At 72.3% G+C, this 25830-nt stretch carries 22 protein-coding genes; 11 read left to right on the forward strand and 11 right to left on the reverse strand.

Features of this window, described 5'->3' with window-relative positions:
- Positions 1-167 precede the first annotated feature (167 nt).
- The 4 genes from A3IC_RS0125840 to A3IC_RS0125855 all read left to right on the forward strand — a co-directional run bounded on the left by A3IC_RS0125840 (position 168) and on the right by A3IC_RS0125855 (position 5255).
- Positions 168-2030, forward strand: a complete 1863-nt coding sequence (locus tag A3IC_RS0125840) for an anthranilate synthase family protein (RefSeq protein WP_020552963.1) — start codon at positions 168-170, stop codon at positions 2028-2030.
- Between the two features lie 376 nt (positions 2031-2406).
- Positions 2407-3300, forward strand: coding sequence for a phosphotransferase family protein (locus tag A3IC_RS56610; protein WP_020552964.1), 894 nt, complete (start codon positions 2407-2409; stop codon positions 3298-3300).
- A 33-nt stretch (positions 3301-3333) separates the two neighbouring features.
- On the forward strand, positions 3334-3783 hold the full coding sequence (locus A3IC_RS0125850) for a nitroreductase family deazaflavin-dependent oxidoreductase (RefSeq protein WP_020552965.1): 450 nt from the start codon (positions 3334-3336) through the stop codon (positions 3781-3783).
- A 122-nt stretch (positions 3784-3905) separates the two neighbouring features.
- On the forward strand, positions 3906-5255 hold the full coding sequence (locus tag A3IC_RS0125855) for a hypothetical protein (protein WP_020552966.1): 1350 nt from the start codon (positions 3906-3908) through the stop codon (positions 5253-5255).
- A gap of 24 nt (positions 5256-5279) precedes the next feature.
- On the opposite strand, the gene A3IC_RS0125860 is transcribed toward A3IC_RS0125855, so the two are convergent.
- The 4 genes from A3IC_RS0125860 to A3IC_RS0125875 all read right to left on the reverse strand — a co-directional run bounded on the left by A3IC_RS0125860 (position 5280) and on the right by A3IC_RS0125875 (position 9125).
- Positions 5280-6305, reverse strand: coding sequence for a 6-phosphofructokinase (locus A3IC_RS0125860; RefSeq protein ID WP_020552967.1), 1026 nt, complete (start codon positions 6303-6305; stop codon positions 5280-5282).
- Between the two features lie 145 nt (positions 6306-6450).
- Positions 6451-7155, reverse strand: a complete 705-nt coding sequence (locus A3IC_RS0125865; RefSeq protein ID WP_020552968.1) for a response regulator — start codon at positions 7153-7155, stop codon at positions 6451-6453.
- A complete protein-coding gene (gene macS / locus A3IC_RS0125870; protein WP_020552969.1) occupies positions 7152-8300 on the reverse strand; it encodes a MacS family sensor histidine kinase in 1149 nt (382 codons plus the stop codon). The genes A3IC_RS0125865 and macS overlap by 4 nt, the downstream gene beginning before the upstream one ends.
- 33 nt (positions 8301-8333) lie before the next feature.
- A complete protein-coding gene (locus A3IC_RS0125875; RefSeq protein ID WP_020552970.1) occupies positions 8334-9125 on the reverse strand; it encodes a lysophospholipid acyltransferase family protein in 792 nt (263 codons plus the stop codon).
- Positions 9126-9484: 359 nt separating this feature from the next.
- Here A3IC_RS0125875 and A3IC_RS0125880 point away from each other — a divergent pair, with 359 nt between their 5' ends.
- The 3 genes from A3IC_RS0125880 (at position 9485) to A3IC_RS0125890 (ending at position 12992) form a co-directional block, all read left to right on the forward strand.
- Positions 9485-10264, forward strand: a complete 780-nt coding sequence (locus tag A3IC_RS0125880; RefSeq protein ID WP_026218747.1) for an alpha/beta hydrolase — start codon at positions 9485-9487, stop codon at positions 10262-10264.
- Between the two features lie 7 nt (positions 10265-10271).
- Positions 10272-11108: a hypothetical protein gene (locus A3IC_RS71365; RefSeq protein ID WP_020552972.1), complete on the forward strand. Its 837-nt coding sequence runs from the start codon at positions 10272-10274 to the stop codon at positions 11106-11108.
- A gap of 84 nt (positions 11109-11192) precedes the next feature.
- Positions 11193-12992 (forward strand): serine/threonine-protein kinase, encoded by a 1800-nt coding sequence (locus tag A3IC_RS0125890; protein ID WP_020552973.1) that lies wholly within the window; start codon positions 11193-11195, stop codon positions 12990-12992.
- A 69-nt stretch (positions 12993-13061) separates the two neighbouring features.
- Here the strand turns inward: A3IC_RS0125890 and A3IC_RS0125895 are convergent, their stop codons facing one another.
- The 4 genes from A3IC_RS0125895 to A3IC_RS56620 all read right to left on the reverse strand — a co-directional run bounded on the left by A3IC_RS0125895 (position 13062) and on the right by A3IC_RS56620 (position 16855).
- Entirely contained in the window at positions 13062-13772 is a 711-nt protein-coding gene (locus tag A3IC_RS0125895) for an endonuclease/exonuclease/phosphatase family protein (RefSeq protein ID WP_020552974.1), read from the reverse strand.
- 108 nt (positions 13773-13880) lie between these two features.
- Complete coding sequence (locus tag A3IC_RS0125900) at positions 13881-14819, reverse strand: ROK family glucokinase (protein ID WP_020552975.1); 939 nt, start codon at positions 14817-14819, stop codon at positions 13881-13883.
- A gap of 144 nt (positions 14820-14963) precedes the next feature.
- Complete coding sequence (locus A3IC_RS56615; RefSeq protein ID WP_158696103.1) at positions 14964-15410, reverse strand: DUF5304 family protein; 447 nt, start codon at positions 15408-15410, stop codon at positions 14964-14966.
- 143 nt (positions 15411-15553) lie between these two features.
- Entirely contained in the window at positions 15554-16855 is a 1302-nt protein-coding gene (locus A3IC_RS56620) for a glycosyltransferase 87 family protein (protein ID WP_020552977.1), read from the reverse strand.
- An 87-nt stretch (positions 16856-16942) separates the two neighbouring features.
- Between A3IC_RS56620 and A3IC_RS0125920 the strand changes: the two genes are divergently transcribed.
- Positions 16943-18091, forward strand: a complete 1149-nt coding sequence (locus A3IC_RS0125920; protein ID WP_026218748.1) for a glycosyltransferase family 4 protein — start codon at positions 16943-16945, stop codon at positions 18089-18091.
- A gap of 115 nt (positions 18092-18206) precedes the next feature.
- Here A3IC_RS0125920 and A3IC_RS0125925 read toward each other — a convergent pair whose 3' ends face one another.
- On the reverse strand, positions 18207-20012 hold the full coding sequence (locus A3IC_RS0125925) for an AMP-dependent synthetase/ligase (RefSeq protein WP_020552980.1): 1806 nt from the start codon (positions 20010-20012) through the stop codon (positions 18207-18209).
- 488 nt (positions 20013-20500) lie between these two features.
- Here A3IC_RS0125925 and A3IC_RS0125930 point away from each other — a divergent pair, with 488 nt between their 5' ends.
- From A3IC_RS0125930 to A3IC_RS0125940, 3 genes are all read left to right on the forward strand, one after another.
- Positions 20501-21268 carry a metallophosphoesterase family protein gene (locus A3IC_RS0125930; protein ID WP_020552981.1) on the forward strand — a complete coding sequence of 256 codons (768 nt, stop codon included), beginning with the start codon at positions 20501-20503 and terminating at the stop codon, positions 21266-21268.
- 126 nt (positions 21269-21394) lie between these two features.
- The gene (locus tag A3IC_RS0125935) at positions 21395-21829 is read left to right on the forward strand and encodes an SRPBCC family protein (protein ID WP_020552982.1); all 435 of its coding nucleotides are present in this window, start codon (positions 21395-21397) and stop codon (positions 21827-21829) included.
- 7 nt (positions 21830-21836) lie between these two features.
- Positions 21837-23021 carry an ArsA family ATPase gene (locus A3IC_RS0125940; protein WP_020552983.1) on the forward strand — a complete coding sequence of 395 codons (1185 nt, stop codon included), beginning with the start codon at positions 21837-21839 and terminating at the stop codon, positions 23019-23021.
- A 71-nt stretch (positions 23022-23092) separates the two neighbouring features.
- On the opposite strand, the gene A3IC_RS0125945 is transcribed toward A3IC_RS0125940, so the two are convergent.
- Both A3IC_RS0125945 and A3IC_RS56625 read right to left on the reverse strand, forming a co-directional pair.
- Positions 23093-24361, reverse strand: coding sequence for a M48 family metallopeptidase (locus A3IC_RS0125945; protein ID WP_020552984.1), 1269 nt, complete (start codon positions 24359-24361; stop codon positions 23093-23095).
- A gap of 16 nt (positions 24362-24377) precedes the next feature.
- Complete coding sequence (locus tag A3IC_RS56625) at positions 24378-25766, reverse strand: gluzincin family metallopeptidase (protein ID WP_020552985.1); 1389 nt, start codon at positions 25764-25766, stop codon at positions 24378-24380.
- Positions 25767-25830 lie beyond the last annotated feature (64 nt).

Here is a 25830-nt window from a genome sequence, read left to right on the forward strand (position 1 = left end):
GTCCCTGCGGCGGCCCACTGACTTCGCGATCACCTTGACGATCCGACGGCCGCCCGGCAGGGCGGCCCTTTGTTTTTCCCGGACGGGCGGACCTCCTCCCCGAACGAGAGCGACAACCGGCGGATCGCCCGGTCGGGAGGGCGTCTCTTCCCGACCGAGGAGCACCCATGCGCACCGCCGACGCCCTGTCCCCGTTGTTCCGCGCCGACCCGCCGCCCTTCGCGCTGATCCGCCGCGAGCACTCGCCCGAGGTCGAGCTGCTCACCGGCGAGATCGTCGACGTGCGCGATCTGGCCGACCTGCCGCTGCCGGCCGCGGGCGGCCCCGGGCACGAAGTACTCGCCCTGGTGCCGTACGCGCAGATCCGTGAGCGCGGCTTCGAGTGCCACGAGGACGGCACCCCGCTGCGCTGCCTGAAGGTCACCGAACAACGGCGTCTGCCCCTGGACGAGGTGCTGGCGGCGCTGCCGCGGGTGCCGGTCGCGCTGCGCGGCGGCGGCTTCGACGTGGACGACGAGACCTACGCCACCATCGTCAAGCGGGTGATCCAGGACGAGATCGGCACCGGCGAGGGCGCCAACTTCGTCATCCGGCGCGACTACCGCGATCACATCGAGGACTACACGCCGGCCTCGGCCGGCACCCTGCTGCGCCGGCTGCTGACCCGGGAGAGCGGCGCCTACTGGACGTATCTGATCCACACCGGCGATCTCACCCTGGTCGGCGCGAGCCCGGAGCGGCACGTCAGCTCGGTGGGCGGCGAGGTGGTGATGAACCCGATCAGCGGGACCTACCGGCATCCGGCCGAGGGGCCCTCGCGCGAGGGATTGCTGGCGTTCCTGCGCGATCCCAAGGAGATCGACGAGCTGTTCATGGTGGTCGACGAGGAGCTCAAGATGATGAGCGCGGTGTGCGACCTCGGCGGCGCGGTCGAGGGCCCGTTCCTCAAGCCGATGGGTCACCTCACCCACACCGAGTACCTGCTGCGCGGGATCACCTCGCACGACGTCGCCGCGGTGCTGCGCGGCACCATGTTCGCGCCGACGGTGACCGGGAGCCCGTTGGAGAACGCGTGCCGGGTGATCCGCCGGCACGAGCCGACCGGGCGCGGCTACTACTCGGGCGTGCTCGCGCTGATCGGGCGCGACGACGAGGGCCGGCGCACGCTGGACGCGCCGATCCTGATCCGGACCGCGTACATCACCCCCGACGGCGGCCTGCGGGTGCCCGCGGGCGCCACCCTGGTCCGGCACTCCACGCCCGAGGACGAGGTCGCCGAGACGCACGCGAAGGCGGCCGGGGTGCTGGCCGCGCTCGGGGTGGTGCCCGCCGCCGAGCACACCACGGGCACGGCACTCGCCGCCGATCCCGAGGTGGGCGCGCTGTTGGCCGCGCGCAACGGCGCACTCGCGCCGTTCTGGCTCCGGCCACGGGACGAGAGCGCGCTGCGTGCTCCGGAGCTGGCGGGTCGGCAGGTGCTCGTGGTGGACGGCGAGGACACCTTCACCGCGATGCTCGCCCACGTGCTGCGCACGCTCGGCCTGCACGTGGAGGTCCGCTCGTACGACGACGTCACCTCGCGGCGGGTGCGCACCGCCGAGTTGGTCGTGCTCGGCCCGGGACCGGGTGATCCCCGGGACGCGACGCACCGCAAGATCCGGCTGATGGGTGCGCTGCTGCGGACCCGTCTGGACGCGAGCGGGCCGCTGCTCGCGGTCTGCCTGGGACACCAACTGCTGGCCCGCGAACTGGGCCTGGACCTGATCCGCAAGGAGCGCCCGTATCAGGGCAAGCAGGTCGCAATCGACTTCTTCGGCCGGCCGGAGCAGGTCGGCTTCTACAACGCCTTCGCGGCGGTGCGGCCGCTCGGCGCTGTGCCCAACGTCGAGTTCGCCGCGGATCCGGAGAGCGGCGGGGTGCACGCGCTGCGGTCGAGCCGGATGCGGCTCGCCGGCGTGCAGTTCCACCCGGAGTCGGTGCTCACCCACAACGGCCTGGGCATCGTCCGGGAACTGCTCGCCGGACTGTGAGGCCCGCGCCGACCGGAAGGTGGGATTCGCGCCGACCGGAGGTGGGATCCCCTCCCGAACGTGCCGCCGCGCCCGGTCCGCAACGGCCGGGCGCGCGGTGGGACGCGTGGCCGGGCACGGTGCGCGCAGCCGAGCCGCCAACCGGTCGGGACCGGCCCGGTGTCGCACCGGCGTGCGACCATAATCGCGTTGCTCGCCACGGTACGACGGAGGATGCTCGACCCCGTTCGTTGACCGGTTCCAGTGGAGGGGGTTCCCGTGGGCTCCGATTGTCCGCCGCACGACCCCGTCGACTGGAGCGGTCGTAAACGTTGCCGCAAGTGCGGAGTGACCTTCGGCGGGCCACGCCCGCTGCCACCGTCACCACCGGAAGCCGATGGTTGATCCGCCGCTCCCGCCGCCGCACTTCCATACGGCGCCGCGCACCCCCTGGGACGAACTGCCCACGGACGCGCGCGCCGCGGTCGAACGGTGTGCGGGACGCGTGCTGGCCGTCGCCACGGTGTGGGCCGGCTTCAACTGCAAGTTCGCCGCCATCGTGACCACCGAGCGATCCCGCTACTTCGTCAAGGGCGTCCCGCGCGATCACCCGGCGGTCCCGCAGCAGCGGGTGGAGGCCCGGGTGGCCCCGCACGTGGGCACCGTGTCGCCGCAGCTGCGCTGGGAGGTGCGGCTGGACGACTGGGTGCTCCTGGGGTTCGACCACATCGTCGGCCGGCACGCCGACTTCGCGCCCGGCACCGCGGATCTGCCGCTGGTCGCGGATGCGCTGCGCCGGCTGGGCCGGGTCGCCGTCCGTGATCTGCCGCTCCCGCGGATCGAGGAGCGCTGGCGCTCGCTGTTGACCAGCCGTCAGCTGCAACTCCTGCGCGGCGAGAGCCTGTTGCACACCGACCTGCACCCGCACAACGTGCTGATCGGCGATCGCGGCCCCCGGGCCTACCTGGTCGACTGGGCCCAGCCCGCCCGCGGCCCGGCATGGATCGAGGTCACCCTCGTGGCCAGCCGGCTGATGGACGAGGGGCACACCGCCGAACAGGCGGCCTCGTGGGCGGACCGGTTCGCCTGCTGGCGGACGGTCTCCAAAGAGGCCATGGAGACCTTCGTATTCGCCGCCACCAACCAGTGCGCGCGCGGCATCGGCGCCACCGACGCGGCCCCCTGGAACGCCCGCCTGACCGCGCTGGCCGAGGCGCGTTCGGTCCGGGCGCACCGCCGCGCGTGTTCGCCCGGGCCTGCCCGATCGCCCGGCCGGGCGACACTGGAGTGACTCGAATCACCCGAACCAACCCCGGAGGCACAGATGTCCGAGCTCGACGCAACTCCCAGTCCGACCAAGTGGGTTGCCGACCAGGCCCGGCTCTACGAGGAGTCCGACGGCACCAAGGGCACCACGGTGCAGGGTGTGCCGTGCCTGCTCCTGGACACGCTGGGCCGCAAGAGCGGCATCTGGCACCGCACCGTGCTGATCTACGGACGCGACGGCGAGGACTACCTGATCGTCGCCTCGCTCGGCGGCTCGGACCACCACCCGCTGTGGTACCTGAACCTGACCGCCAATCCCGGAGTGCGACTGCGCGTGGGGACCGAGCGGTTCGCCGCGATCGCCGAGACGCTCTCCCCCGAGGAGAAGGCGCGGGTATGGCCGCACCTGGTCGAGGTGTTCCCGCTCTACGAGGGCTATCAGCACAAGACCGAGCGGGACATCCCGGTGATCCGACTGCGCCGCGCGGGCGATCGACACGGCTCATGAGCCGGGCGCCGGCGGCCGGCCAGCACCTCATATATGGGTGGGGGCCGGCGCGTACCGACCGGTAGGCTCCGGCCGTTCGCACCAACGGTCGAGCACGCTCCTTCCTACGACGGGTACCCCGCATGCGCCTGCGCCGCTGTCTCGCCTCGACGGCCTTCCTCGTGCTCTTCGGGTCGCCGCTCGCGATCGCCACGCCGGTTCCCGATCCCTCCGTCGACCAGGCGCCGGCGGAGGTCCGACAGGTCGAGCTGACCGGGTTGCCGGACCGGATCCGGCCCGCCACGCCCGTCGAGATCACCGCGAAGCTGCGCAACACGGAGCCGACCGCGTTGTCCATGGCCCCGATGTTGTCGGTCACCGGGGACCGCCGGATCGCCCCCGACCAGGTCCGGGTGGAGGTGCTCGACCCGGCCCGGGGGACCTGGACGCTCACCCCCCTGGACTCGAACGCCGGTGCGCCGCTGCCGTTTCCCGGCGGACGCGGCGAGACCTCGGGTCTGCTGGCTCCGGGCGCCTCGGTCGAGTTCCGGGTGCGGTTCTCGATCGCGGCGAACGTCCCGGCGCAATTCGTGATGGTCGGCGTCGGTCCCCGGCTCCAGGCTCCCGCCACCGACGACGAACCTCGCTTCACCTCCGGCTTCTCCGTGGAGACGATGCTGCTCGGACCGGACGGCGGACTGCCCACCCGTCCGCCGACGCCCGGCGAGACCCGCCCGTCCGTACCCGACGCGGCGCCGGACCGGATGGGCGGCATCGCGAAGGTATTGCCGACTCAGCGGCGGGGCGCCGGCGCGACGTTCGCGCTGACCGGCGTGCCCGGGTGGTTGCGGGCGGGCGGCGGTGCCGCCGAGTTCCGGCTCACCCTCTCCAACGACACCGACCGGGTCATCCCGGGAGTGCGACCGGAGTTGATCTTCACCACGGGACAGTCGCCGATCACGCCCGGGCAACTCGTGGTCGAGGCGTACGACACCTACCAACCGGGCTGGAACCCGGTCGAGCTCAAGGTCCTCACCGATCCCGCGAACGGTCGCAGCGCGCACCTGTCCGGAGCCCTGGCGCCGAAGCCCTGGGACGAGCAACGACCGTTGCCGCCGGGCGAGTTGGCGACCATCGCGATCCGGGTGTCGATCCCGGCCGGCTCCCCGGTGGCCGGTGGCGACCTCGCGGTGCTGGCCGGCGGCGGCCCCCCGGGCCAGGTACCGGCCCGGCTCGCCTCCCGCAGCGACTTCCAGGTGTTCCACGTGCCCAACCCGGGCGCGCCGACGGGCACTCCCCGGCTGCGACCCGAACTGCCGCCGACCGCCCCGGACTCGGCGGCCGAGCAGCGCAAGGAGGACGATGACGACCCGCTCACCTTCGCCACCGTCGCGGTCTGGGTCGTGCTGGCCGGCGTCGGCGGGACGGTCGTGCACTTCGCGCGCAAGAACCGCCGGCAGAGCGTCGGGACCGAGCTCGGGCCCGACGCCTGACCCGGCGTCATCCGTACTCGCGGATCAGCCGAACAGCACCTTCGCCTCGTCGTACAGGGCGGCGGGCACGGTCTTGAGCTCGCGGGTCGCCGCCTCCAGCGGCACGGTCACCACGTCCGTACCGCGCAGCGCGACCATCCTGCCCCAGTCGCCCGCGTTGACCGCGTCGATCGCGTGGAAGCCGAACCGGGTGGCCAGCCACCGGTCGAACGCGGTGGGCGTGCCGCCGCGTTGCACGTGGCCGAGCACGGTGGTGCGCGCCTCGTGGCCGGTGCGCTTCTCGATCTCCGAGGCCAGCCAGTCGCCGATGCCGGACAACTTGACGTGGCCGAACGCGTCCAGCGTCCGGTCCTTGGTGACCATCTGGCCGGCCAGCGGAATGGCGCCCTCGGCGACCACGATGATCGGCGCGTAGTTGGTCCGAAAGCGGCTTTCCACCCAACCGCAGACCTCTTCGACGTCGAAGTTCTGCTCGGGGATCAGGATCACGTTCGCGCCGCCGGCCATCCCGGAGTGGATCGCGATCCAGCCCGCGTGCCGGCCCATCACCTCGACGATCAGCACCCGGCGGTGCGATTCGGCGGTGGTGTGCAGCCGGTCGATCGCCTCGGTGGCGATGTTGACCGCGGTGTCGAAACCGAAGGTGTAGTCGGTCGCGTTGAGGTCGTTGTCGATGGTCTTGGGCACACCGACGACCTTGACGTCGTGCTCGTGCAGGCGGGTCGCGACGCCGAGGGTGTCCTCGCCGCCGATCGCCACGAGCGCGTCCACCTCGAACTTGGCCAGATTCTCCCGGATCCGCTCGATGCCGCGGTCGACCTTGATCGGGTTGGTCCGGGACGAGCCCAGGATGGTTCCGCCGCGCGGCAGGATGCCGCGTACCGCCTTGATGTCCAGCGGCATGGTGTCGCCTTCGAGCGGGCCCCGCCAGCCGTCCCGAAAGCCGATGAAGTCGTACCCGTAGTCCTGGACGCCCTTGCGGACGACCGCCCGGATCACCGCGTTCAGGCCCGGGCAGTCGCCGCCGCCGGTCAGTACTCCGACACGCATCGAAATCTCCGATTTCTTCCGTCCGGCACGATTCGCGGCCCACGCTACCGGTGCGAGAAGCCACCTCGACTCTTCCCACCACCCGTTCGAGGTACCCGACTTGATCGGACCGAGCCGCCCGGATCCGGGCCGGACGAGTGTCGGCCTAGTCGTCCAGACCCTTCTCGATGGCGTAGCGCACGAGTTCCACCCGGTTGTGCAGTTGCAGCTTGTTCAAGGTGTTCTGTACGTGGTTCTGCACCGTGCGGTGGGACAGGAACAACCGCTGGGCGATCTGCTTGTAGGACAGGCCCTTGGCGACCATCCGCAGCACCTCGGTCTCCCGGTCGGTCAGCCGCGGCGCGGCCGGGCCCTTGTCCGCGTCCTTGCGCGGCGGGTCGGCGGCCATCCGGCGGAACTCGCCGAGCACCAGGCCGGCCAGCCCGGGGGTGAACACCGGATCCCCGACCGCGGTCCGGCCCACCGCGTCGACCAGTTCCTCTCGGCTCGCCGACTTGACCAGGTATCCCGTCGCGCCCGCCTTGACCGCCTCCAGCACGTCCTCCTGCTCACCGCTGGCGGACAACACCAGGATCCGCACCGACCGGTCGTACCGGACCAGTTCGCGAGCCACCTCGACGCCCGGCAGCTTGGGCAGGTGCAGATCCAGGATCACCACGTTCGGCGAGGTCGCCCGGGCCCGGCGGACCGCCTCGGGGCCGTCCCCGGCGGTGGCGACCACGTCGTAGCCGGCCGCGGCGAGGTCACGGGCCACCGCCTCGCGCCACATCGGGTGGTCGTCGACGACCAGGACCTTGAGCGGCGTCGGGGCCGGTTCGGCCGTCGGTGTGGGTGTACTCGTCTCGCTCATCCGCTCCCCTGCCTCGGCACCCGGAACTCCAACTCGGTGCCTTCTCCCGTCACCGACGACCACACCACGCTGCCGCCGAGGTCGCGCACCCGGCCCTCGATCGACTGGGCCACGCCCAGCCTGCCCTGGGCCCGGGCCGCCTCCAGCCTGCCCGGAGCCATCCCCGGGCCGTCGTCGCGGACGCTGATCACGATCTCGTCCGGTTCGTCCTCCACCAGGATCCACGCGTTGGCCCGCTCGCCGGCGTGCCGGCGCACGTTGTCCAGGGCCGCCGCCACGGCCGCGGTCACCTCGCGCGCCGCCGGGGTCGGCAGCAATACCGGCGTACCCGGCGAGGACACGGTCACCCGCGCGCCGGCGAAGGCGCCCAGCAGCACCCGCAGATCCTGTCGGGCCGGATCGCCGTCCTCCCCGGAACCGGGCAGGTCGGCCGACTCGACCCGGGCGGGCGTCGCCGAGATCAGCTGCCGCAGCGCCACCTCCTGCTCGCCGGCCAGCTTGCCCAGGCCGGCCGCGTCGCCGCCGATCTCGGCCCCGCGGCGCTGAACCAGGGCGAGCACCTGGAGCACGCTGTCGTGGATGTCCCGGGCCAACCGCTCCCGCTCGCGGGTGGCCGCCTCCAGTTGCAGCGCTCGGGCCAACGCCTGCTCGCTGACCCGGGCGATCTGCACCACGTAGCCGACCGCACCGCCGGCGAGCAGCAACAACACGGTGTTGTGTTGGTTGTCGGCGGTGAGCGCGCCGCGTTCGGCCACGTTGGAGGCGCCGATCGCGAGCGCGGCCGGCGCACCGGTTCGCCAGCCGCCCTTGATCGCGCACGCCAGCACCGGGGCCGAGGCCCACACGGTGGGCAGCGTCATGGTGCCCTGGGCGACCCGCTCCGGATCGTCCAGCCAGCGGGTGGCCAGCACGCAGCTGACCGCCACGCACACGTCGATGATCAACAGCGGCGGTGCGCGGAACGTGGGGCTGCGGAAGCCGTACGCGGTCGCCGCCGTCCAGATGGTGAGCAGTGCCATGATGGCCCACCCGCCGGCCGGATAGCGGTACTCGTTCGCGACCTGGGCGAAGCGCACCACCGCGTAGCACAGCGCAAGCACCCGAAAGACCGTGAGTGCCCGCCAGAGCGACTGTTCGACCCCCACGTGAACCCCCCAGGATGTGCCGGGTGCGCCCGGTCAGGCGGCGGGTCGGCCGGAACCGCCCGATTCGTCGTTCGGGGTGGGCCCGGCGTCGGCGTCCGGTTCGGCGACGCCCGCCGTCGTGTCGGCCGCCTTGGCCGCCTGCTTGCGGGCCTCGTCGATCCGCTTCTTGGCGTCGGCCGCGTACACGTCGACGTACTCCTGGCCGGACAACTCCATCAGCGCGTACATGATCTCGTCGGTGATCGCGCGCAGGATGAAGCGGTCGTCCTCCATGCCCTCGTAGCGGGAGAAGTCCAGCGGCTCGCCGACCCTGATCCCCACCCGCATCACCTTGGGCACGATCTTGCCGGGCGGCTGGATCTTCTCGGTGTCGATCATCGCCACCGGGATCACCGGCGCGTGCGACTCCAGCGCGAGCCGGGCGATCCCGGTCTTGCCCCGGTACAGCCGGCCGTCCGGGGAGCGGGTGCCCTCGGGGTAGATGCCGAACAGGTGCTCCTCGCGCAGCACCTTGAGACCGGCGTTCAGCGCGGCTTCACTGGCCCGTCCACCGGTGCGGTCGACGGGGAGTTGGCCGACGCCCTTGAAGAACGCGGCGGTGAGCCGGCCCTTGACGCCGCGTCCGGTGAAGTAGTCCGACTTCGCCAGGAAGGTGATCCGCCGCGGGACCACGACGGGCAGGAAGAAGGAGTCCGAGAACGAGAGATGGTTGCTCGCCAGAATCGCCGGGCCCCGGTCCGGGATGTGCTCCTCGCCCTCCACCCAGGGGCGGAAGAAGAGCCTCAACACGGGGCCGACGATCATCTTCATCAGCCGGTAGAACAACCCTGACCTCCTCCTCGGGACAGGACGAACCCTAGAGCATCACTCCCGGCCCGGACCCCCGTACGGCCTTGTCGGGCCCGGTCGACGCCGGTGCCGCGGCGGGCTCGGAGCCCGATCGCGACATCGCCCGTGGGCGGGGGTCGCGGGACGGGTGAGACCCGCGTCGCGCCGCTGTACGCATCGCGCACCCCCGTGGGACGATTCCGGAGCGCCCAGGTGTTGGGAGTAGGAGGCGGAACCACTCGCCTTCCGACCCCGTTATGGAACCTGTACCGCCGTCGTCCACCGGTCACCACATCCCCGTGGTGGCCACCCGGCCGGCTCGTCCCGCCAAGCCCGTCACCCGAAGGAGCCCGTTGGTGTCGATCCTGCCCGGTGCCGAGCCCCACCACCACGACGGCGGGTCCGTGGGCGTCCTGCTGTGCCACGGCTTCACCGGCACGCCGCAGTCGCTGCGGCCGTGGGCCCGATACCTCGCCGCGGCCGGTCTGTCCGTGTCGCTGCCGCTGCTGCCCGGTCACGGCACCCGCTGGCAGGACATGAACCTGACCACGTGGCAGGACTGGTACGCCACTGTGGACCGCGCGTTCGACCGGTTGCGCGAGCGCTGCGACACGGTGTTCGTGATGGGCCTGTCGATGGGTGGCGGTCTGGCCCTGCGGCTGGCCCAGCAGCACGGCGACAAGGTGGCCGGTCTGGTACTGGTCAACCCGTCCGTGCAGGCCGACGACCCCAAGGTCAGGCTGCTGCCGGTGCTGCGCCACGTCATACCGTCGGTGGCCGGCATCGCGTCGGACATCCGCCTGGAGGGCTCGGTCGAGCTCGCCTACCCGCGCACGCCGGTGAAGGCGGCCTATTCGTTGTCCCGCTTCTGGCGCGTGGTCTCCGCCGACCTGCCGCAGGTCACCCAGCCGGTGCTGCTTCTGCACAGTCCGCACGACCACGTGGTCTCACCGGCCAACTCCGAGACGGTGCTGGCCAAGATCTCCTCCACGGACGTCACCGACGTCCTGCTGAACGACAGCTATCACGTGGCGACGCTCGATCACGACGCGGAACGGATCTTCGCATCCAGCCTGGAGTTCGTACGCCGGCTCGCGCCGGACGCGCGGGCCCCGGAGACGGCCGAGAGGGACTGAACGAACGGTGCGCGGACGTGGCAACGGACTCGACGCGGAGTCCTTCAAGCCCCTGACCGACCTCGATCCCGAGGCGGCGGACGTGATGCTGGTCGCCCTGCGGGACGCGGGGGTGGCGGCATACGTCTCGACGTTGGAGCCTCGGGATCCGGACGAGGAACCCGAGCAGATCGAACGCCTGTGGGTGGACGCGGCGGCGACGTCGCGGGCCCGGGCGATCCTGCGCTCGCTGACCGAGCCGTCCTCGCCCCGCTCCCGGGCCAAGGAGGCGGCGGCCGGGCCCGCCGACATCCCCCAGGTGGATCCGCTGCGCGCGGAGGGCGCCGAGCGGGCGGAGCGGGCCGAACCGCAGACGCCCGCCGAACGACCGGGTGACGACGAGGTGTGGGCGCAGATCGTCGCGTCCTTCGACAAGGACGTGGCCGACCCGGTCCCGCGCTGGCCGGTGGCCGAGGACCTGGGCGGTGAGCGCCCGGAGCGCGACGAGCCGCCGACCGACGGGTCGTTCAAGGTCGCGGTGCCCGCCGCCGCGGGACCGCGCGACTACTCGCTCGCGCCACCGGGACCGCCGGTGATCGACGAGTTGGAGGAGGACCCGGAGGAGCACTTCGTGCCGCCTCCGCCGCCCCCGCTGCCCAAGACCGACGCGGCCACCAAGATCGCCTGGATCGCGCTGGTCGGCGGTCCGCTCTACCTGCTCGTGTCGGTGCTGCTCGGCCGCCCGGTCGGGCCGTGGACCTCGTTCGTCGCGTTCGCCGCGTTCACCGGCGGATTCGTCGCGCTGGTGGCACGGATGCGGCGAGATCGGGACGAGGACGACCCGGACGACGGCGCGGTGGTCTGACTCGGCGTCACCCCGGTCGATCATGGCGGGTCCTGACGGGACGTCATCCCGCATTCCGAGTCCGGGTACGGGTACCTTCCTTGCGTGGACGCGGATAACGAGGGACGCCTGATCGGCGGGCGCTACCTGCTCGCCGACCGACTCGGGCGAGGCGGCATGGGTGCGGTCTGGCGGGCACGGGACCAAGTCCTGGGCCGCGAGGTCGCGGTGAAGGAAATGCTGCCGCAGCCGGGGGCGGACGACGCCGAGCGGGCCCGGCTGCGCGAGCGCGCCGCCCGCGAGGCCCGCGCCGCCGCCCGGCTGAGCCATCCCTCGGTGGTCCGCGTCTACGACGTGGTCGAGGAGGACGATCGGCCGTGGATCGTCATGGAGTTGGTCCCCTCGCGCTCGCTGGCCGAGGTGATTCGCGGGGACGGCCCGATGGCCGCCGATCGGGTCGCCGAGATCGGCCTGACCATGATCGACGCGCTGCGCACCGCGCATGCGGCCGGCATCCTGCACCGCGACGTCAAACCCGGCAACGTACTGATCACGCTGGACGACCGGGCCGTGCTCAGCGACTTCGGCATCGCGGTGGTCGAGGGCGACTCGTCGGTCACCCAGTCGGGCGTGGTGCTCGGCGCGCCGGCGTACATCCCGCCGGAACGGGCCAAGGGCCTGAATCCGACCGCCGCTTCGGACCTGTGGTCGCTCGGCGCGACGCTGTACGCGGCGGTCGAGGGCAAGGCCCCGTTCGAGCGCTCGACACCGCTGGCCACGCTGACCGCGATCGTCAGTGAGGACCCGACGCCGGCCAAGCACGCGGGCGCGCTCGACCCGGTGCTGCGCGCTCTGTTGGCTCGGGACCCGCAGGAGCGGCCGGACGCGGCGGAGGCCGAGGCCATGCTGCGCGACGCGCTGCGCGAGATCCGGGAGGAGAACGCGGCCACCCGGGCAGTGCCGATTCCGCCGGTGCCGCTGCTGCCCCGGCCCGCGCCCGAGGCGGAGTCCATACCCGCGGCGGTACCCGCGGTGCGCGCCGACGAACCGGATCCCGACGAAATACCCCGGACCGCCGTGGAGATGGCATCGCCCCTCGTCCCGCCGCCCGGGAAACCCGCCGAACCGGTTCGGGAGGACCGCCCGGCACGCACGTTCCCGTGGCTGCCGCTGCCCGCCGCGATCGCGGCCCTGGTGGTCTTCGGCGTCGTGGTCGGCCTGATCCTCTTCCTGATCGCCCCCGAGGACGACAAGAAGCCCACGGCGAAGCACACCGGCAGCGCCGACTCGCCCGCTGCACAGGCCACTTCCTCGGCCTCGCCGAGCGCCGCCGCGACCGCCCCGGCGGAGGGCCAACCCACCCAGCCGCCGCCGAGCACGGACCCGCCGAAGAGCAGCCCGAGCGACCCGCCCGCGCAGACCACGCCGCAGACCCAACCGCCTCCCGCGGCCGACTCGAACGGCCTCCCGGCGGGCTGGACTTCGTACACGGGTGGCACCTCCGGCTACCGGATCGGCCTGCCTCCGGGCTGGACCAGGCTCAAGACCGTGGACTCGCAGGAGTTCTTCGCCAACGCCGAGGGCACACTCAAGCTCAACGTGGACACCGTCCCCAGTTCACCGACCGACCCGGTCGAGGACTGGAAGGAGCTGGAACCTCAAGTGCGTGGCAATTTCCCGAACTACCGCAAGCTGAGCATCGAGAAGGCCACCTACCGCGACTACCCCGCCGCCGCATGGCACTTCACCTACGGCAGCAGCACCCGACATCACGTGCTCAACCTCGGCTTCACGGTCCCCTCCGGGCGGGGCTACTCGCTGTACCTGGACACCCCCGAGGCGGTCTGGGACGACCCGGCCACACAGGAGTTGTTGGCCGGCTTCAAGTCGAGCTTCCAGCCCTGACGGGACGAACCGCTCGACCCACCCGACCCGTTCGACCCCGACCGACCGGATCGAGCTGCTCGACCACCGTCAGGTGGTGGGCACCCGCAGGGTGGCCAGCACCGGGCGGTGGTCGGAGGCAGCGGTGTAGTCGGCGTCCGTGACGTCGTCGGGCACACCGCATCCGAGCACCTCGATGCCCTCGGACGCGAACACGCCGTCCAGGCGTCGACCGGGATCCCGGCGCGGCGAGGTGAACTCCGAGCCCCAGGGCGCGATCGCGTAACCGTCCTGCATCTCCCCGGCCAGCAGGTCCCAGGCGGGACGCCCGGCCGACTCGTTGAAGTCCCCTGCCAGCACCCGGTGTTCGACGCCGAGCCCGGCCAACCGGCGCAGCACCAGCTCGGCCTGCGTCAACCGCTCGGCGGCGTCCAGGCCCAGTTGGGTGCCCGCCACCGCGAACTCGGCGCCGCCGACCTCGACCACGGCGGCCGCCATGCCGCGTTGGTGCAGCCCGGGCGTACGCGGCAACAGCACGTCCTGTGCCCGGCGCACCCGCACCCGCAGGCCGCCCAGCAGCAGCGGGCCGGACGCGGTGCCCCCACCGGTGACCACCACCAGGCCGCACTCGCGCGCGAACCGGGCCACCGCGTGCCGCCAACGCAGGAACCGCGGCGCCTCCTGGACGCAGAGCAGATCGGGCTCGCAGTGTCGGACGATACGGACCAGGGCTTCCCGATCGTCGCGCAACGAACGCACGTTGTACGACATGACCCGGATCTCACCGGTACCGACGGTCACTGGAGCCCCCTTGCCCGGTTCGGGCCGGCGGGCCCCAACCATGATCGACCAGTTGTGGACCCACCCGGTGCACGGGCGGTGGTTGTCCGCGTGGAGTCGCGGTACGGATCAGTGGCGGGCCAGGTCCGCCGCGCCGACCAGTCCCGCGTCGCTGCCCAGGGTGGCCACCACGACCTCGGCACCGAGCCGATGACCCCGGCGCAGCACACTGCGGTAGGTCTCCAGGGCGGGGACCAGCAGCAGGTCGCCCGCGTCCGAGACGCCGCCGCCGATCACGAACGCGGCGGGATCCAGCACGGCCGACAGGTCGGCCAGTCCCTGGCCGAGCCACGTGCCGAGTTCACGGAAGGCGGCGAGCGCGACCGGGTCGCCGAGCAGCGCGGCCTGGGTGACGTGCGGGCCCTGGATACCGGCGGGCGTGCCGTTGCCGAGTGCGAGCAGCTTCTCCGCCGCCTCGGGCATCCCGGCCGCGCGGTCGCGGGCGTAGCGGGTCAGCGCGCTGCCGCTGGCGTACTGCTCCCAGCAGCCGTAGTTGCCGCACGGGCAGGCGATGCCGTTCGGGACCACCCGCATGTGGCCGGGCTCACCCGCTATCCCGCCGCCGCCCCGGTACAGCTCGCCGCCGAACACGATCGCGCCGCCGATGCCGGTGCCGACGGTCACGCACATCACGTTCGTGTGGCCCGCGGCGGCGCCGAAGCGGACCTCGCCCCAGGCGGCGGCGTTGGCGTCGTTCTCCACCACGACCGGGAGGCCGATCAGCGCCTCCATCCGGTCACGCAGCGGTTCCCCCACCCACGCACCGACGTTGGCCGAGAACAGCACGGTCGACCGGTCCGCGCCGATGAACCCCGCCGCACCGAGCCCGACCGCCTCCACGACGTGGTTCTGCCGCAGGGTGTCGACCGCCTCGGCGATCACCTGCGCGGTGCCATCGGCGTCCTTGGGGGTGGCGATCTTGAGCCGATCGAGGATCACCCCGTCGGCGTCGACCACGCCCGCGAGGATTTTGGTGCCACCGATGTCGACACCGATCGTGAGTCCCATGTCGTCCCAAGCTCGTTCGCGTGCATTGCCCGCAACGGATCGTACTGGTCCCTTCCCCGGGTCCACCCCACCCGTACGCCCGCAGGTCACCGCGGGGATGCCCGCGCGCGTGGGCGGGCGGCGGCGCGAAGGTGCGCGGTCCGGCTATTCGTCGTCGAGCCGAATCCGCTCGGTCTCCGCCGGCTTCGCGGCCCACCGGCGCTCCCGATCACCCACGAAGGCCCGGTACGCGGACGCCAACTCGGCCCCGGCCGCGGCCAGGTGCGCGGCCACCTCGGGATGCCTGCGCACGACCTGCTCACGCACCGCGCCGGCCTGCTCCACGAGCGTCTCGGCCAACCTGCGTGCCTCCTCGGCCAACCGCGCGGCGGGCGCCTCGTCCCCCTTGTCGGCCCCACTCAACGATTCGGCCAATTTGTGGGCCTCCTCCCCGAGCCGCGCCCAGGGATCGACCCGCTCGGCGTCATCACGCTCGGTGTGCCCCCGGTCGTCGGTCGCACCGGGCGTGGGCACCTCGTCCGTGCTGTCCGCCCACGCGCCCGCGCCGTCCTCGGCCGCGCCCTTACCCGTCACCCGCTCATCAGGATCCATCCGACGCATTCTCCGCGCTCTCGCACCCCAACGCGAACAAGCCTCCCGCGAACGGTCCGAAGCGGGCAGCGGAACCACCTCCCCGGCGGACCCACCCGCCGTCGCGGGCACGAAATCGGGCCTCGCGACAGCGACTCGCTCCCCTATACGGAGGTCTCCGCCGGCCGCCGTGCGGCACCGACCGTCGTGGTCCGATCCGGCGCCTCGCCCACGGCCGCCTCCTCGACGGCCCGACTCGCCCGCCACAACCGCCGACCCGACACCACCGTCGCGGTCACCAGCAGCGCGTTGCGCAGCCCGAGCGCCAACACCGCCTGGACCTGCGAGTCCAGCAACTCGCCGAACCAGATCGGGAACTCGAGCAGGGTCAGCGGCATCGCGCAGAGCAGCAGCACGGCCACCGGACGCTGGGTGGTGTCGCGACGCGTCAGGCACACCGCCGCCAGACCGATCAGCCACACCAGGTATTGCGGGCTGATCACCCGGCTGGTCACCACGAAGATCAGCAACGCGCACAGCGCCGCGTCACACGCCGTCGCGCCGGTGAACCGGCGGGTGCGCACCCGCCACAGCAGCAGCCAGCCGAAGCCGAGCACGCTGGCGATCAGGCTGAGCCGGCCGACCGCCGACACGTACGGGCCGTGGAACTCCAGCGAGCCGTAGCTCTCCTGCACCCGGCCGCTCCAGCCGAACCGGGTCGCCAGGTGGAAGGGCAGCGCGAACACCGACTCGACCTCGATGCCGCGTTCGCTCTGGTAGCCCAGGAACGCGAAGGCGCCGGGCAGCACGGCGGCGAACCCCAGCACCACGACCGCGCCGCCGAGCAGCGTCCACCCGTACACCCGGGCCGTCCGGCCGCGCCCGCGCAGCCCGACGAAGATCAGCACCGGCCACACCTTGATCGCCGCCGCCACACCCGCGAGCAGGCCCGCGAGCCGGTCGCGGTCGGTACGCCGGCCGCCGGCCAGCAGCAGCGCGGCCACCGTCGGCGCCGTCACCGCGAGGTCGTAGCGGGCCAGGATCATCGGCCCCAGCAGCGGCACCGCCACCACCCACAGCGCCGCGCCGTACGGCGAGGTGCCGCGCGGGATCGTCCGGGCCAGCAGCCACAACACCAGCGCGTCCGCGACGATCATCACCAGGTAGACCGACGTCGCGTAGTCGAACGGCAACAACCCGGGCAGGAGCAACACGCCCGCCGCGCCCGGCGGATACTGCCAGCGCACGTCGTCCACCGGGAAGGTCCCCGAGCGCAGCATGTCGAACCACTCGCGGTAGATGAACCGCGCGTCGCCCGTCACGAACGGCCACGGATTCGGCAGCACCTCGGTGACCATCAGCAACAACAGCAGCCGGGTCGCCGCCCAGCCGAGCACGATGGTCCACAGGGCACTCGACGGGGTCCGAAACGGGTTCCGGATGCGGTGCGACTGGGGAGGGCTCACCGACGGATCGTACCGAGGCCGGCACCGGCGGCCGGGCGCGTCACCGGCGCGGCCGGGTCCGCGCCTCGCGGTCTGGGATCCTCGATCGTGATGAAGACCTTGATCGTCACCAACGACTTCCCACCGCGTCCCGGCGGCATCCAGTCCTTCGTGCACTCCATGGCCCTACGGCTGCCGGCCGACGGCGTCGTGGTCTACACGTCGTCGTGGAAGGACCGGGCGGAGATGGCCGCGTTCGACGCGGAGCAGCCCTTCCCGGTGGTGCGCGACCGCACTCCGATGCTCGTGCCCACGCCCGGCGCGGTACGCCGGGCCCGCGAGATCGCCCGTGCCGAGGGCTGCGACACCGCGTGGTTCGGCGCGGCGGCACCACTGGGCCTGATGGCGCCCCGGCTGCGCGCGGTCGGCGTCGAGCGGCTGGTGGCCACCACACACGGGCACGAGGCGGGCTGGGCGGTGTTGCCGGGGGCGCGGCGGTTGTTGCGGCGGATCGGCGAGGGGGTGGACACCGTCACCTACCTGGGCGAGTACACCCGGGGGAGGATCGCACCCGCGCTCACTCCGGCCGCCGCCGCCCGGATGGTGCGACTGCCGCCCGGCGTCGACGAGCAGGTGTTCCGCCCGGATGTGGGCGGGGTCGAGGTGCGCGCCCGGCACGGGCTGAGCGATCGGCCGGTGGTGGTGTGCGTGTCACGCCTGGTCCCGCGCAAGGGCCAGGACGTACTGATCCACGCGCTGCCCCGGATCCGGCGCAGGGTGCCGGACGCGGCGCTGCTGATCGTCGGCGCGGGACCGTACCGGGACCGGCTGGAGGCGATGGTGGACCGGGTCGGCGTGCGCGATTCGGTGGTGTTCACCGGCGCGGTGCCCTGGGCCGAACTGCCCGCGCACCACGAGGCCGGCGACGTGTTCGCGATGCCGTGCCGGACCCGGCGCAAGGGGCTGGACGTGGAGGGCCTGGGCATCGTCTACCTGGAGGCGTCCGCGGTGGGCCGGCCCGTGGTGGCGGGCGACTCGGGCGGGGCGCCGGACGCGGTCCTGGACGGGGAGACCGGATACGTGGTGAACGGTCGCTCGCCGGCCGCCGTCGCGGACAAGGTGGCGGGTCTGTTGGCCGACCCGGCGCAGGCTGCCCGGATGGGCGCGGCGGGGCGGCGCTGGGTGGAGCGCGAGTGGCGCTGGGATCTGCTGTCGGGGCGGCTGCGCGGGCTGCTGGATCCGAAGTCGGCGGGCTGACGCACCACGTGCCGAAGGCGGCCGACCCGGGGTTTCCCGGGCCGGCCGCCTTCGGTGTGGTGCGCGCCCCGCCCACGACGCCGCTCGGGCTCGGCCCTCGTGCGCGGCTCGGGACTCAGCCCTCGTAGATCTTCTCGATGTCCTGCTCGAAGTCCCGCAGCACCAGGTTGCGCTTGAGCTTGAGGGACGGCGTCACGTGGCCGCTCTCCTCGGTGAAGTTGATGGTCAGCACGCGGAACCTGCGCACGCCCTCGGCCCGCGAGACGGCCTTGTTGCCCTCGTCGATCGCGTCCTGGACGGTGGCCAGCAGGTCCGGGTCCTCGGCGAGGTCGGCGACCGTCGCGTCGGCGGGCTTGCCGTGCTGCTCCTTCCAGATCGGGAACGCCTCCGGGTCGATGGTGATCAGTGCGCCGACGAACGGACGGCGATCGCCGACCACCATGCACTCGCTGATCAGCGGGTGGGCCCGGATGCGGTCCTCGATCACGGCCGGTGCGATGTTCTTGCCGCCCGCGGTGACCAGGATCTCCTTCTTGCGGCCGGTCACGGTCAGGAAGCCGTCGTCGTCCAGCACACCGATGTCGCCGGTACGGAACCAGCCGTCCTCGAACGCGTCGGCGGTGGCCGCGTCGTTCTTCCAGTAGCCGGTGAACACGTTCGGGCCCTTGGCCAGGATCTCGCCGTCCTCGGCGATCCGCACCGCCGAGCCGGGAACCGGTCGACCGACCGTGCCGATCCGGATCCCGACCGCGGGGTTGACCGTGTGCGCGGCGCAGGTCTCGGTCAGGCCGTAGCCCTCCAGGACGGTGAAGCCGACGCCGCGGAAGAAGTGTCCGAGCCGGGTGCCCAGCGGCGCACCACCGGAGATCGCGTGGGTGGCCCGGCCGCCCAGCGCCGCGCGCAGCTTGCCGTAGACCAGCTTGTCGAACACCTTGTGCTTGAGCTTGAGGCCCAGGCTGATGCTCGCAGCGTCCATGCCCTCGCTGTAGGCGATCGCCGTCTCGGCGGCCATGTCGAAGATCCTGCCCTTGCCGTCGGCCTGCGCCTTGGCCGAGGCCGCGTTGTAGACCTTCTCGAACACGCGGGGCACCGCGAGCACGAAGGTCGGCTGGAAGGACGCGAGTTCCTTGGTCAGGTCCTTGACGTCGGGACAGTGCCCGATGCGTACGCGCGCCATGATGCAGCCGATCTCCAGGATCCGGCCGAGCACGTGCGCCAGTGGCAGGAACAGCAGGCAGCTCGACTTCTCCGGGACGAACAGCTGGGTCAGCAACGCGACCACGTTGCCCAGTTCGGCCTGGAAGTTGCCGTGCGTCAGGACGCAGCCCTTGGGCCGCCCGGTGGTCCCGGAGGTGTAGATGATCGTCGCCACCGAGTCGGCGCGCAGGGTCGCGCTGCGCTCCTCGACCACGGCGTCGGCCACATCGCGCCCGGCGGCGGTGAGCGCGGCCACCGCGGTCTCGCCGGCGCCCTCGTCGATCCGCCACACGTGCTTGAGCTCGGGCAGCCGCTCCCGGGCCCGCTCGACCGCGCCCTCGTGCGCCGCGTTCTCCACGATCACCGCACGCGCGCCCGAGTCGGACAGGATCCACTCGAGCTGCTCGGCCGAGGAGGTCTCGTACACCGGCACCGAGATCGCGCCGGCGCACCAGATGGCGAAGTCGATCAGTGTCCACTCGTAACGCGTGCGCGACATCAGGCCGATCCGGTCGCCGGGCTCGATGCCCGACGCGATCAGGCCCTTGGCGACCTCGTACACCTCGGCCAGGAATCGGGTCGAGGTCACGTCGGTCCAGCGTCCGCCCACCTTGCGGGCGAGCGCCGGGGCATCCGGTGCCTCCGCGGCGTTGCGCTTGATGAGGTCGGTCAGGTTGCCCTCGGCGGGAACCTCGGCCAGGGCCGGGACGCTGCACTCGCGCACTGATGCTCCTCGTTGCGGTCTCGGCGCCGGGGTTCGGCGCTGCCGTTTGCCGTTGTCTGTGTCGATCCGTGTCGCCGGCGTGTCGTGCTCGCCCGCCGGTCTCACGGGTCTGTTCTTCGGCTCTTCTGCGGTCCGGTACTTCGGCCTGTGTCCTGGCCCCGCTGTCTTGCGTCCGTGTCGTGGGTCTGTGTCTTCGGTGGCTCTCGTCGGGCGGCTCGTCGGTGGTCTTGTCGAGTCGTCGACGGGGGCAGACGTTACTGGCAAGTAGGTCCGGGGGACAGAGGTCACGAGGATCCTGTGCCCGGTCTCACGCCACGGACAAGCCCACGGCCGGATCGACGCGGATCCCGTCCGCAGACCGACGGCCCATCCGTCCCGATTCGGTGGTGCATGTCGAGAGTATCGATTCGTCGCGAGGGACGGGTGTGACGGAGGCAACCCCGACGCGCCGTCGGTTTCGGTTCCGGGCCGTCAGTACAGTGACGGACATGCGGGTCCACGTGGTGAGCGACGTCCACGGCGCTGCCGAGGCACTCGCCCACGCGGGCGACGGCGCCGATGCCCTGGTGTGCCTGGGCGATCTGGTGCTCTTCCTCGACTACCACGACCTCGATCGGGGCATCTTCACCGATCTGTTCGGTGTGGAGAACACCCGCAGGCTGCTCGCGCTGCGCAACGCCCGCCGCTTCACCGAGGCCCGGACGTTCTCCGGATCGTTGTGGGCGGGCGTGCCGGGTGGTGCCCGCGCGGCGATCGAGCAGGCGGTGCGCCGGCAGTACGCCGCGCTGTTCGCGGCCTTCCCGACGCCGACCTACGTCACCTATGGCAACGTCGACGTGCCCGACCTGTGGCCGGACTACGCGCGTGAAGGGGTCACCGTGCTCGACGGCCAGGTCGTCGAGATCGGCGGCCGGACCTTCGGCTTCGTCGGCGGCGGCCTGCGCACGCCGATGCACACGCCGTACGAGATCTCCGACGAGGAGTACGCGGCCAAGGTCGCCGCGGTCGGTCGGGTCGACGTGTTGTGCTGCCACATCCCGCCCGCCGTGCCGGACCTCACCTACGACGTGGTGGCCCGCCGGTTCGAGCGCGGCAGCGAGGCGGTATTGCGGGCCATCCACGAGACCGAACCCGACCTGGTGCTGTTCGGTCATGTGCACCAGCCGCTGCGGGCGCGGATGCGGATCGGACGTACCGAATGCGTCAACGTGGGGCATTTCCAGGCCACCGGCAAACCGTACGTCCTCTCCTGGTGAGCCGGTGCCGCGTACGCGCAGGTCGGGCACGATAGCCTTCGGGCGGATCGGTTGTACGCGGGCATCCGGTGATGTCCGTGCAGGACAGCCATAACGGCTACGCGAGCTTCCGGAGGACTCCTCACGATGGCTGAACGGACCAGCTCGACCATCACGATCGACGCCACGCCGGCCGAGGTCATGGCCGTCATCGCGGGGTTCGAGGGCTATCCCGAGTGGACCGGCGAAGTCAAGGAGACCGAGGTCCTCGAGATCGACGAGGCGACCGGGCGCGCGGTGCGCGTGCGATTCAAGCTCGACGCCGGGGTGATCAGCGACGAGCACGTGCTCGGTTACACGTGGGACGGCGACCGCGAGGTGCGCTGGACCCTGGTGACCAGCCAGATGCTCAAGGCGCTCGACGGCCGCTACGCGCTGAGCCCGATCAGCGGCGGCACCGACGTGACCTACGAACTGACCGTGGACGTCAAGATCCCGATGCTGGGCATGCTCAAGCGCAAGGCGGAGAAGGTCATCATCGACCGCGCCTTGACCGGGCTCAAGAAGCGCGTCGAGAGCTGATCCGGCGGTGACGCGGGTCCTGTTGGTCACCGGCCTCCCGGGGGCCGGACGCACGACCGTCGCGGCGGCGACGGCGGTCGCCTCGGCGCGGGCCGGGCGGCGCACGCTGCTCCTCGCGGCCGACGGCACGCGGGATGTGGACGCGGTCCTGGATGTGCCGGTGGGCACGGATCCGTTCGACGCGCTGCCGGACCTGACCGTGCAGCGGGTCGCCGCACGGGCCGAGTTCGAACGCGAGTTCCTGCTGGTCCAGAGCCAGTTGGGGGCGGCGCTCGCGGTGGTCGGGGTGGATCCGCTGGATCCCGAGGAGATCACCGTGCTGCCCGGCGCCGGCGATGTGTTGGCGCTGCGGGTGCTCGCCCGGGCGGTGAACGCGCGGCGCTACGAGTTGATCGTGGTCGACCTGCCCGCCGTCGAGCGGGCGGTGCCGGCGCTGGCGCTGCCGGAGGGATTGGCGCGCTACCTGGACCGGTTGTTGCCGGTCGAGCGGCAGGCGGCCCGGGCGCTGCGGCCGGTGCTGGCCGCGGTCGCGGGGGTGCCGATGCCCGAGGATTGGGTCTACGCCACGGCTCGGCGGGTGACCGGCGAGCTGGAGGTGCTGCGGTCGCTGGTGGCGGCACCGACGACGACGGTACGGGTGGTGGTCCGGCCCGGAACGGTCGCACTGGCGGCGGCGCGACGGGCCGCGTCGGCGCTCGCGCTGTACGGGCACCGGATCGAGGACGTGATCGTGAACGGGGTGGGCGCCGCCGACTCGCCCGACCCGACGGTGCGGTCCCGGGCCGAGGTGGCGCGCGAGACGGTGGACGCGCTGTGCGCGCTGTTCCCGCGCGTGCCGTTGGCACAGATCCCGATGCTGGCCGCCGAGCCGCTGGGCGCGGCCGAACTCGCGGACGTGGCCGCCCACTTCGCCCCGGTCGGCCCCGGTGGCACGATCGACGACGAGCACCTGATCGAACGCGACGGCGAGCGGCTGTCGCTGCTGCTGCCACTGCCGGGCACCGATCGCGACGACCTGGACCTGCTGCGCCGCGGCGACGAACTCGTGATCACGGTCGGCCCGAACCGCCGCCTGTTCAAACTCCCATCGGCGCTCCGGCGCTGCGTGATCGAGGGCGCGGGCCTACGCGACGGCGTCCTGCGGGTCCGCTTCGTCCCGGACCCGGCGGTCTGGATGCGCCCGTCGCGGTAGCGGCCGCAGCCGGCCCCGGCCCGTGGCGAACGACCCGGCCCCGGGCCCGGCTTCCGGTGCCCCGCCCCGACCTATCCCTTCCCGTGCAGCTTCTCCCAGTCCCGCGCCAGTGCGATGCGCTCGGGGGCGGTCGGGTGGGAGGCGAACAGGAATTGCAGGATCGGGTTCGGGGTGACGTTGGAGCGGTTGGCCACCGCCAGGCTGTGCTGCATCCGGATGAACGCGTCCGGATCGCGGGTCAGATCGAGCGCGTGCACGTCGGCGCGGGCCTCCAGCCGACGGCTGATCAGCATCTCGCCGGGACCGGCCACCGTGCCGATCACCGCGACGATCGCGAGCAGCAGGGCCAGCGAGCGCGGGTCGCCCGCACCGTCCGCGCCCGCCCGACGCAGCAGCGGCGCGCACGTCATCAGCAGCCCCAGCGCGCACACGCCGGCCGCCAGCGCCGCCGCGCTGATCAGCGTCCCGTGCAGCACGTCGTTGCGCTTGGCGTGCCCCAACTCGTGCGCGGCGATCAGCTCCACCTCGCGCTGATCCGCGTCCCGCACGGTCGTGTCGTAGACCACGATCCGCCGGGTCGAGCCGAACCCGGACACGTACGCGTTGAGCGCCGTGGTCCGCCGGGACGCGTCCGCGACCAGGACGTCCCGTACCGGCACCCCGTCCCGCTCGGCCAGTTGCATCAGCGACGTGCGCAGCGGCCCGTCCGGCATCGAGTGGAACTTGTTGAAGGCCGGTTCCACCAGCAGCGGGTACAGGAACGAGATCGCCACCACGAGCAGCGCGCCGGCGCCCGCCGCGAGCAGCCAGCCGGCCCGGGGCAGCGCCCGGATCAGGGCGTACAGCCCGAGCACGACCAGCAGCAGCAGTCCGGTGGACATCGCGAAGCTCTTGGCCAGGTCCAGCCACCAACTCCCCCACGACTGCACGGACAACCCGTACCGTCGCCGGACCACCTCCAGGCGCGCCGCGAACGGCATTGTCGCCAGCCGGCCGATCAGGGCCAGCGCCAGGCCGCCGAGCAGAACGCGCCACACCCACCCGCCGCCCACGGGCCGGGCCACCGCCTCGATGACGCGCGTGCCGACGGGCGTGAGCCCGAGCACAAGCGAGACCACCAGCGAGAGCGCCATGGACAGGTACGCGGGCGGGCGGGCTGCCTCGGCCAGCGACCGGCCCCGGGCGATCTCGGCGGCGGTGAAGTCCCGGGCCGCATCCGGGTGGGTGAAGCCGCCGGGCGGCTCGGGCAGCGGCCGCCACGGCGTGGTCACCACGATCGCCACCAACAGGACGACGCCTGTGCACACCAGGCAGATCAGCAACAACCGCTGGACGGACATGCCTGCCGTGCCCCTGTCATCCGGCCTGCGTACGCAGGTAGTCGAGCCAGATCCTGGTGAAGGCGTCGGGGTTGGTGCCCAGGACGGACACCATCGCCGACGCGAGCGCCGAGGCCGAGTCGGGCGCGTTGACGCCGGGCGGCCGTTCGGCGCCGACCGTACGGTACAACTCGACCAGCTTGGCCTGCCCCCACCGCTCGGCGATCAGTTTGCACGCCAGCCAGCCCATCTCGTACGCCTGGGGCAGGTCTTCCTGCGTGGTCTCGAAGCTCGGGTCGGCCGGCAGCTGCGTGGGCACCTTGCCCGCCTTGACGTCCCGCCGCAGTTCGGGGGCGGCCGTGCGCATCGTCTGTGCCGAATCGAGGTAGCCGATGTAGTCCGCGAAGCCCTCGGACAGCCAGGTCGGCGTCCAGGCCCGGGTGAACGCCCGGCTCGCCACGTGGGTGATCTCGTGCGCCATCACCACTCGGCGTTCCAGGTCGCCCAATTCGCGGAAGGCGTCCGGGTTGACGATCACCCGGTCGGCGGCGGCCGCATCCGAGGCCGCGCCGCGTTCGCCGGTGGTCACCGCCGCGATCTTGAGATATTTGCTCGGTTCGGCGCCGAGCAGCCGGGCCATCTGCGCCTGGGTACCGGGCACCACGACGACCGTGCGCCCCGGCCAGGACTCTCCCCAGACCGCGCTGACCCGGGGTACCGCCTTGTCCGCGGTATCGGCGAACTCGCGCAGCGTGGCCCGGGTGCCGATGCCGAGCACCGTGCTGTGCGTGCCCTGGACGACGGTGATCGGGCCCAGGTCCCACACCTGGGTGGGGGCGCGCATCCCGGCCGCGGCGCCGTCGGTGTCGGCCGCGAGGTACCACGTGCCCGAGCGCAGCACGAAGGTCAGGTACTGCGGCACCCGCACCGGGGTCGCATCGTGTCCGGTGATCCGGTAGAGCAGGTCGACCCGGGCGGTGAAGGTGGGTGCGCCGAGTGCGCTCTTGCGCGCGGCGGGCAGTTCGAACGCGTCGGGGGTGACGATCTCGTACTCCCACCCGGCGAACGGCACCTCGGCGACGTTGTCGAAGACGCCGATCTGGGACTGTCGGAACGCGGCGTCCTGCGGGTCCAGGGTGGCGTTGAACGCCTCGCGGTCGCGGGAGAGGAACGCGGTCGAGCGCCGGTCCAGGAGTGCGCCGACCGCTATCCGTCGCGCGTTGGCGTGTTGCTCGCCGCCGTCCGCCGAGGGCCGGACGGGGCCGGCGGAGACACCGGCGCGTGGTCGCGACGGCGCGTCGGTCACCGTGTCCGAGACGAACCGGGTGACGCCGAGGACGGCCCCGAGCTGGGCGAGTGCGCACAACACGACCAGGACGGGCAGCAGGCTGCGGATCCGGCGTGCGGCCCGATTCGGGTCATCCACGTGGTCGATCGTAACGTGGGCGCGCCGAACGGCCGGTCCGAACCGGACCGGCCGCCGAACGGGC

This window comes from Embleya scabrispora DSM 41855 (assembly GCF_000372745.1).
Classification (GTDB): domain Bacteria; phylum Actinomycetota; class Actinomycetes; order Streptomycetales; family Streptomycetaceae; genus Embleya; species Embleya scabrispora.

Excerpts from the sequence above, each read along its gene's own strand:
- A3IC_RS0125840 (WP_020552963.1), top strand. The coding sequence starts at position 168 with ATGCGCACCGCCGACGCCCTGTCCCCGTTGTTCCGCGCCGACCCGCCG.
- A3IC_RS56610 (WP_020552964.1), top strand. The coding sequence starts at position 2,407 with ATGGTTGATCCGCCGCTCCCGCCGCCGCACTTCCATACGGCGCCGCGC.
- A3IC_RS0125850 (WP_020552965.1), top strand. The coding sequence starts at position 3,334 with ATGTCCGAGCTCGACGCAACTCCCAGTCCGACCAAGTGGGTTGCCGAC.
- A3IC_RS0125855 (WP_020552966.1), top strand. The coding sequence starts at position 3,906 with ATGCGCCTGCGCCGCTGTCTCGCCTCGACGGCCTTCCTCGTGCTCTTC.
- A3IC_RS0125860 (WP_020552967.1), bottom strand. The coding sequence starts at position 6,305 with ATGCGTGTCGGAGTACTGACCGGCGGCGGCGACTGCCCGGGCCTGAAC.
- A3IC_RS0125865 (WP_020552968.1), bottom strand. The coding sequence starts at position 7,155 with ATGAGCGAGACGAGTACACCCACACCGACGGCCGAACCGGCCCCGACG.
- A3IC_RS0125900 (WP_020552975.1), bottom strand. The coding sequence starts at position 14,819 with ATGGGACTCACGATCGGTGTCGACATCGGTGGCACCAAAATCCTCGCG.
- A3IC_RS56615 (WP_158696103.1), bottom strand. The coding sequence starts at position 15,410 with ATGGATCCTGATGAGCGGGTGACGGGTAAGGGCGCGGCCGAGGACGGC.
- A3IC_RS0125930 (WP_020552981.1), top strand. The coding sequence starts at position 20,501 with ATGCGGGTCCACGTGGTGAGCGACGTCCACGGCGCTGCCGAGGCACTC.
- A3IC_RS0125935 (WP_020552982.1), top strand. The coding sequence starts at position 21,395 with ATGGCTGAACGGACCAGCTCGACCATCACGATCGACGCCACGCCGGCC.
- A3IC_RS0125945 (WP_020552984.1), bottom strand. The coding sequence starts at position 24,361 with ATGTCCGTCCAGCGGTTGTTGCTGATCTGCCTGGTGTGCACAGGCGTC.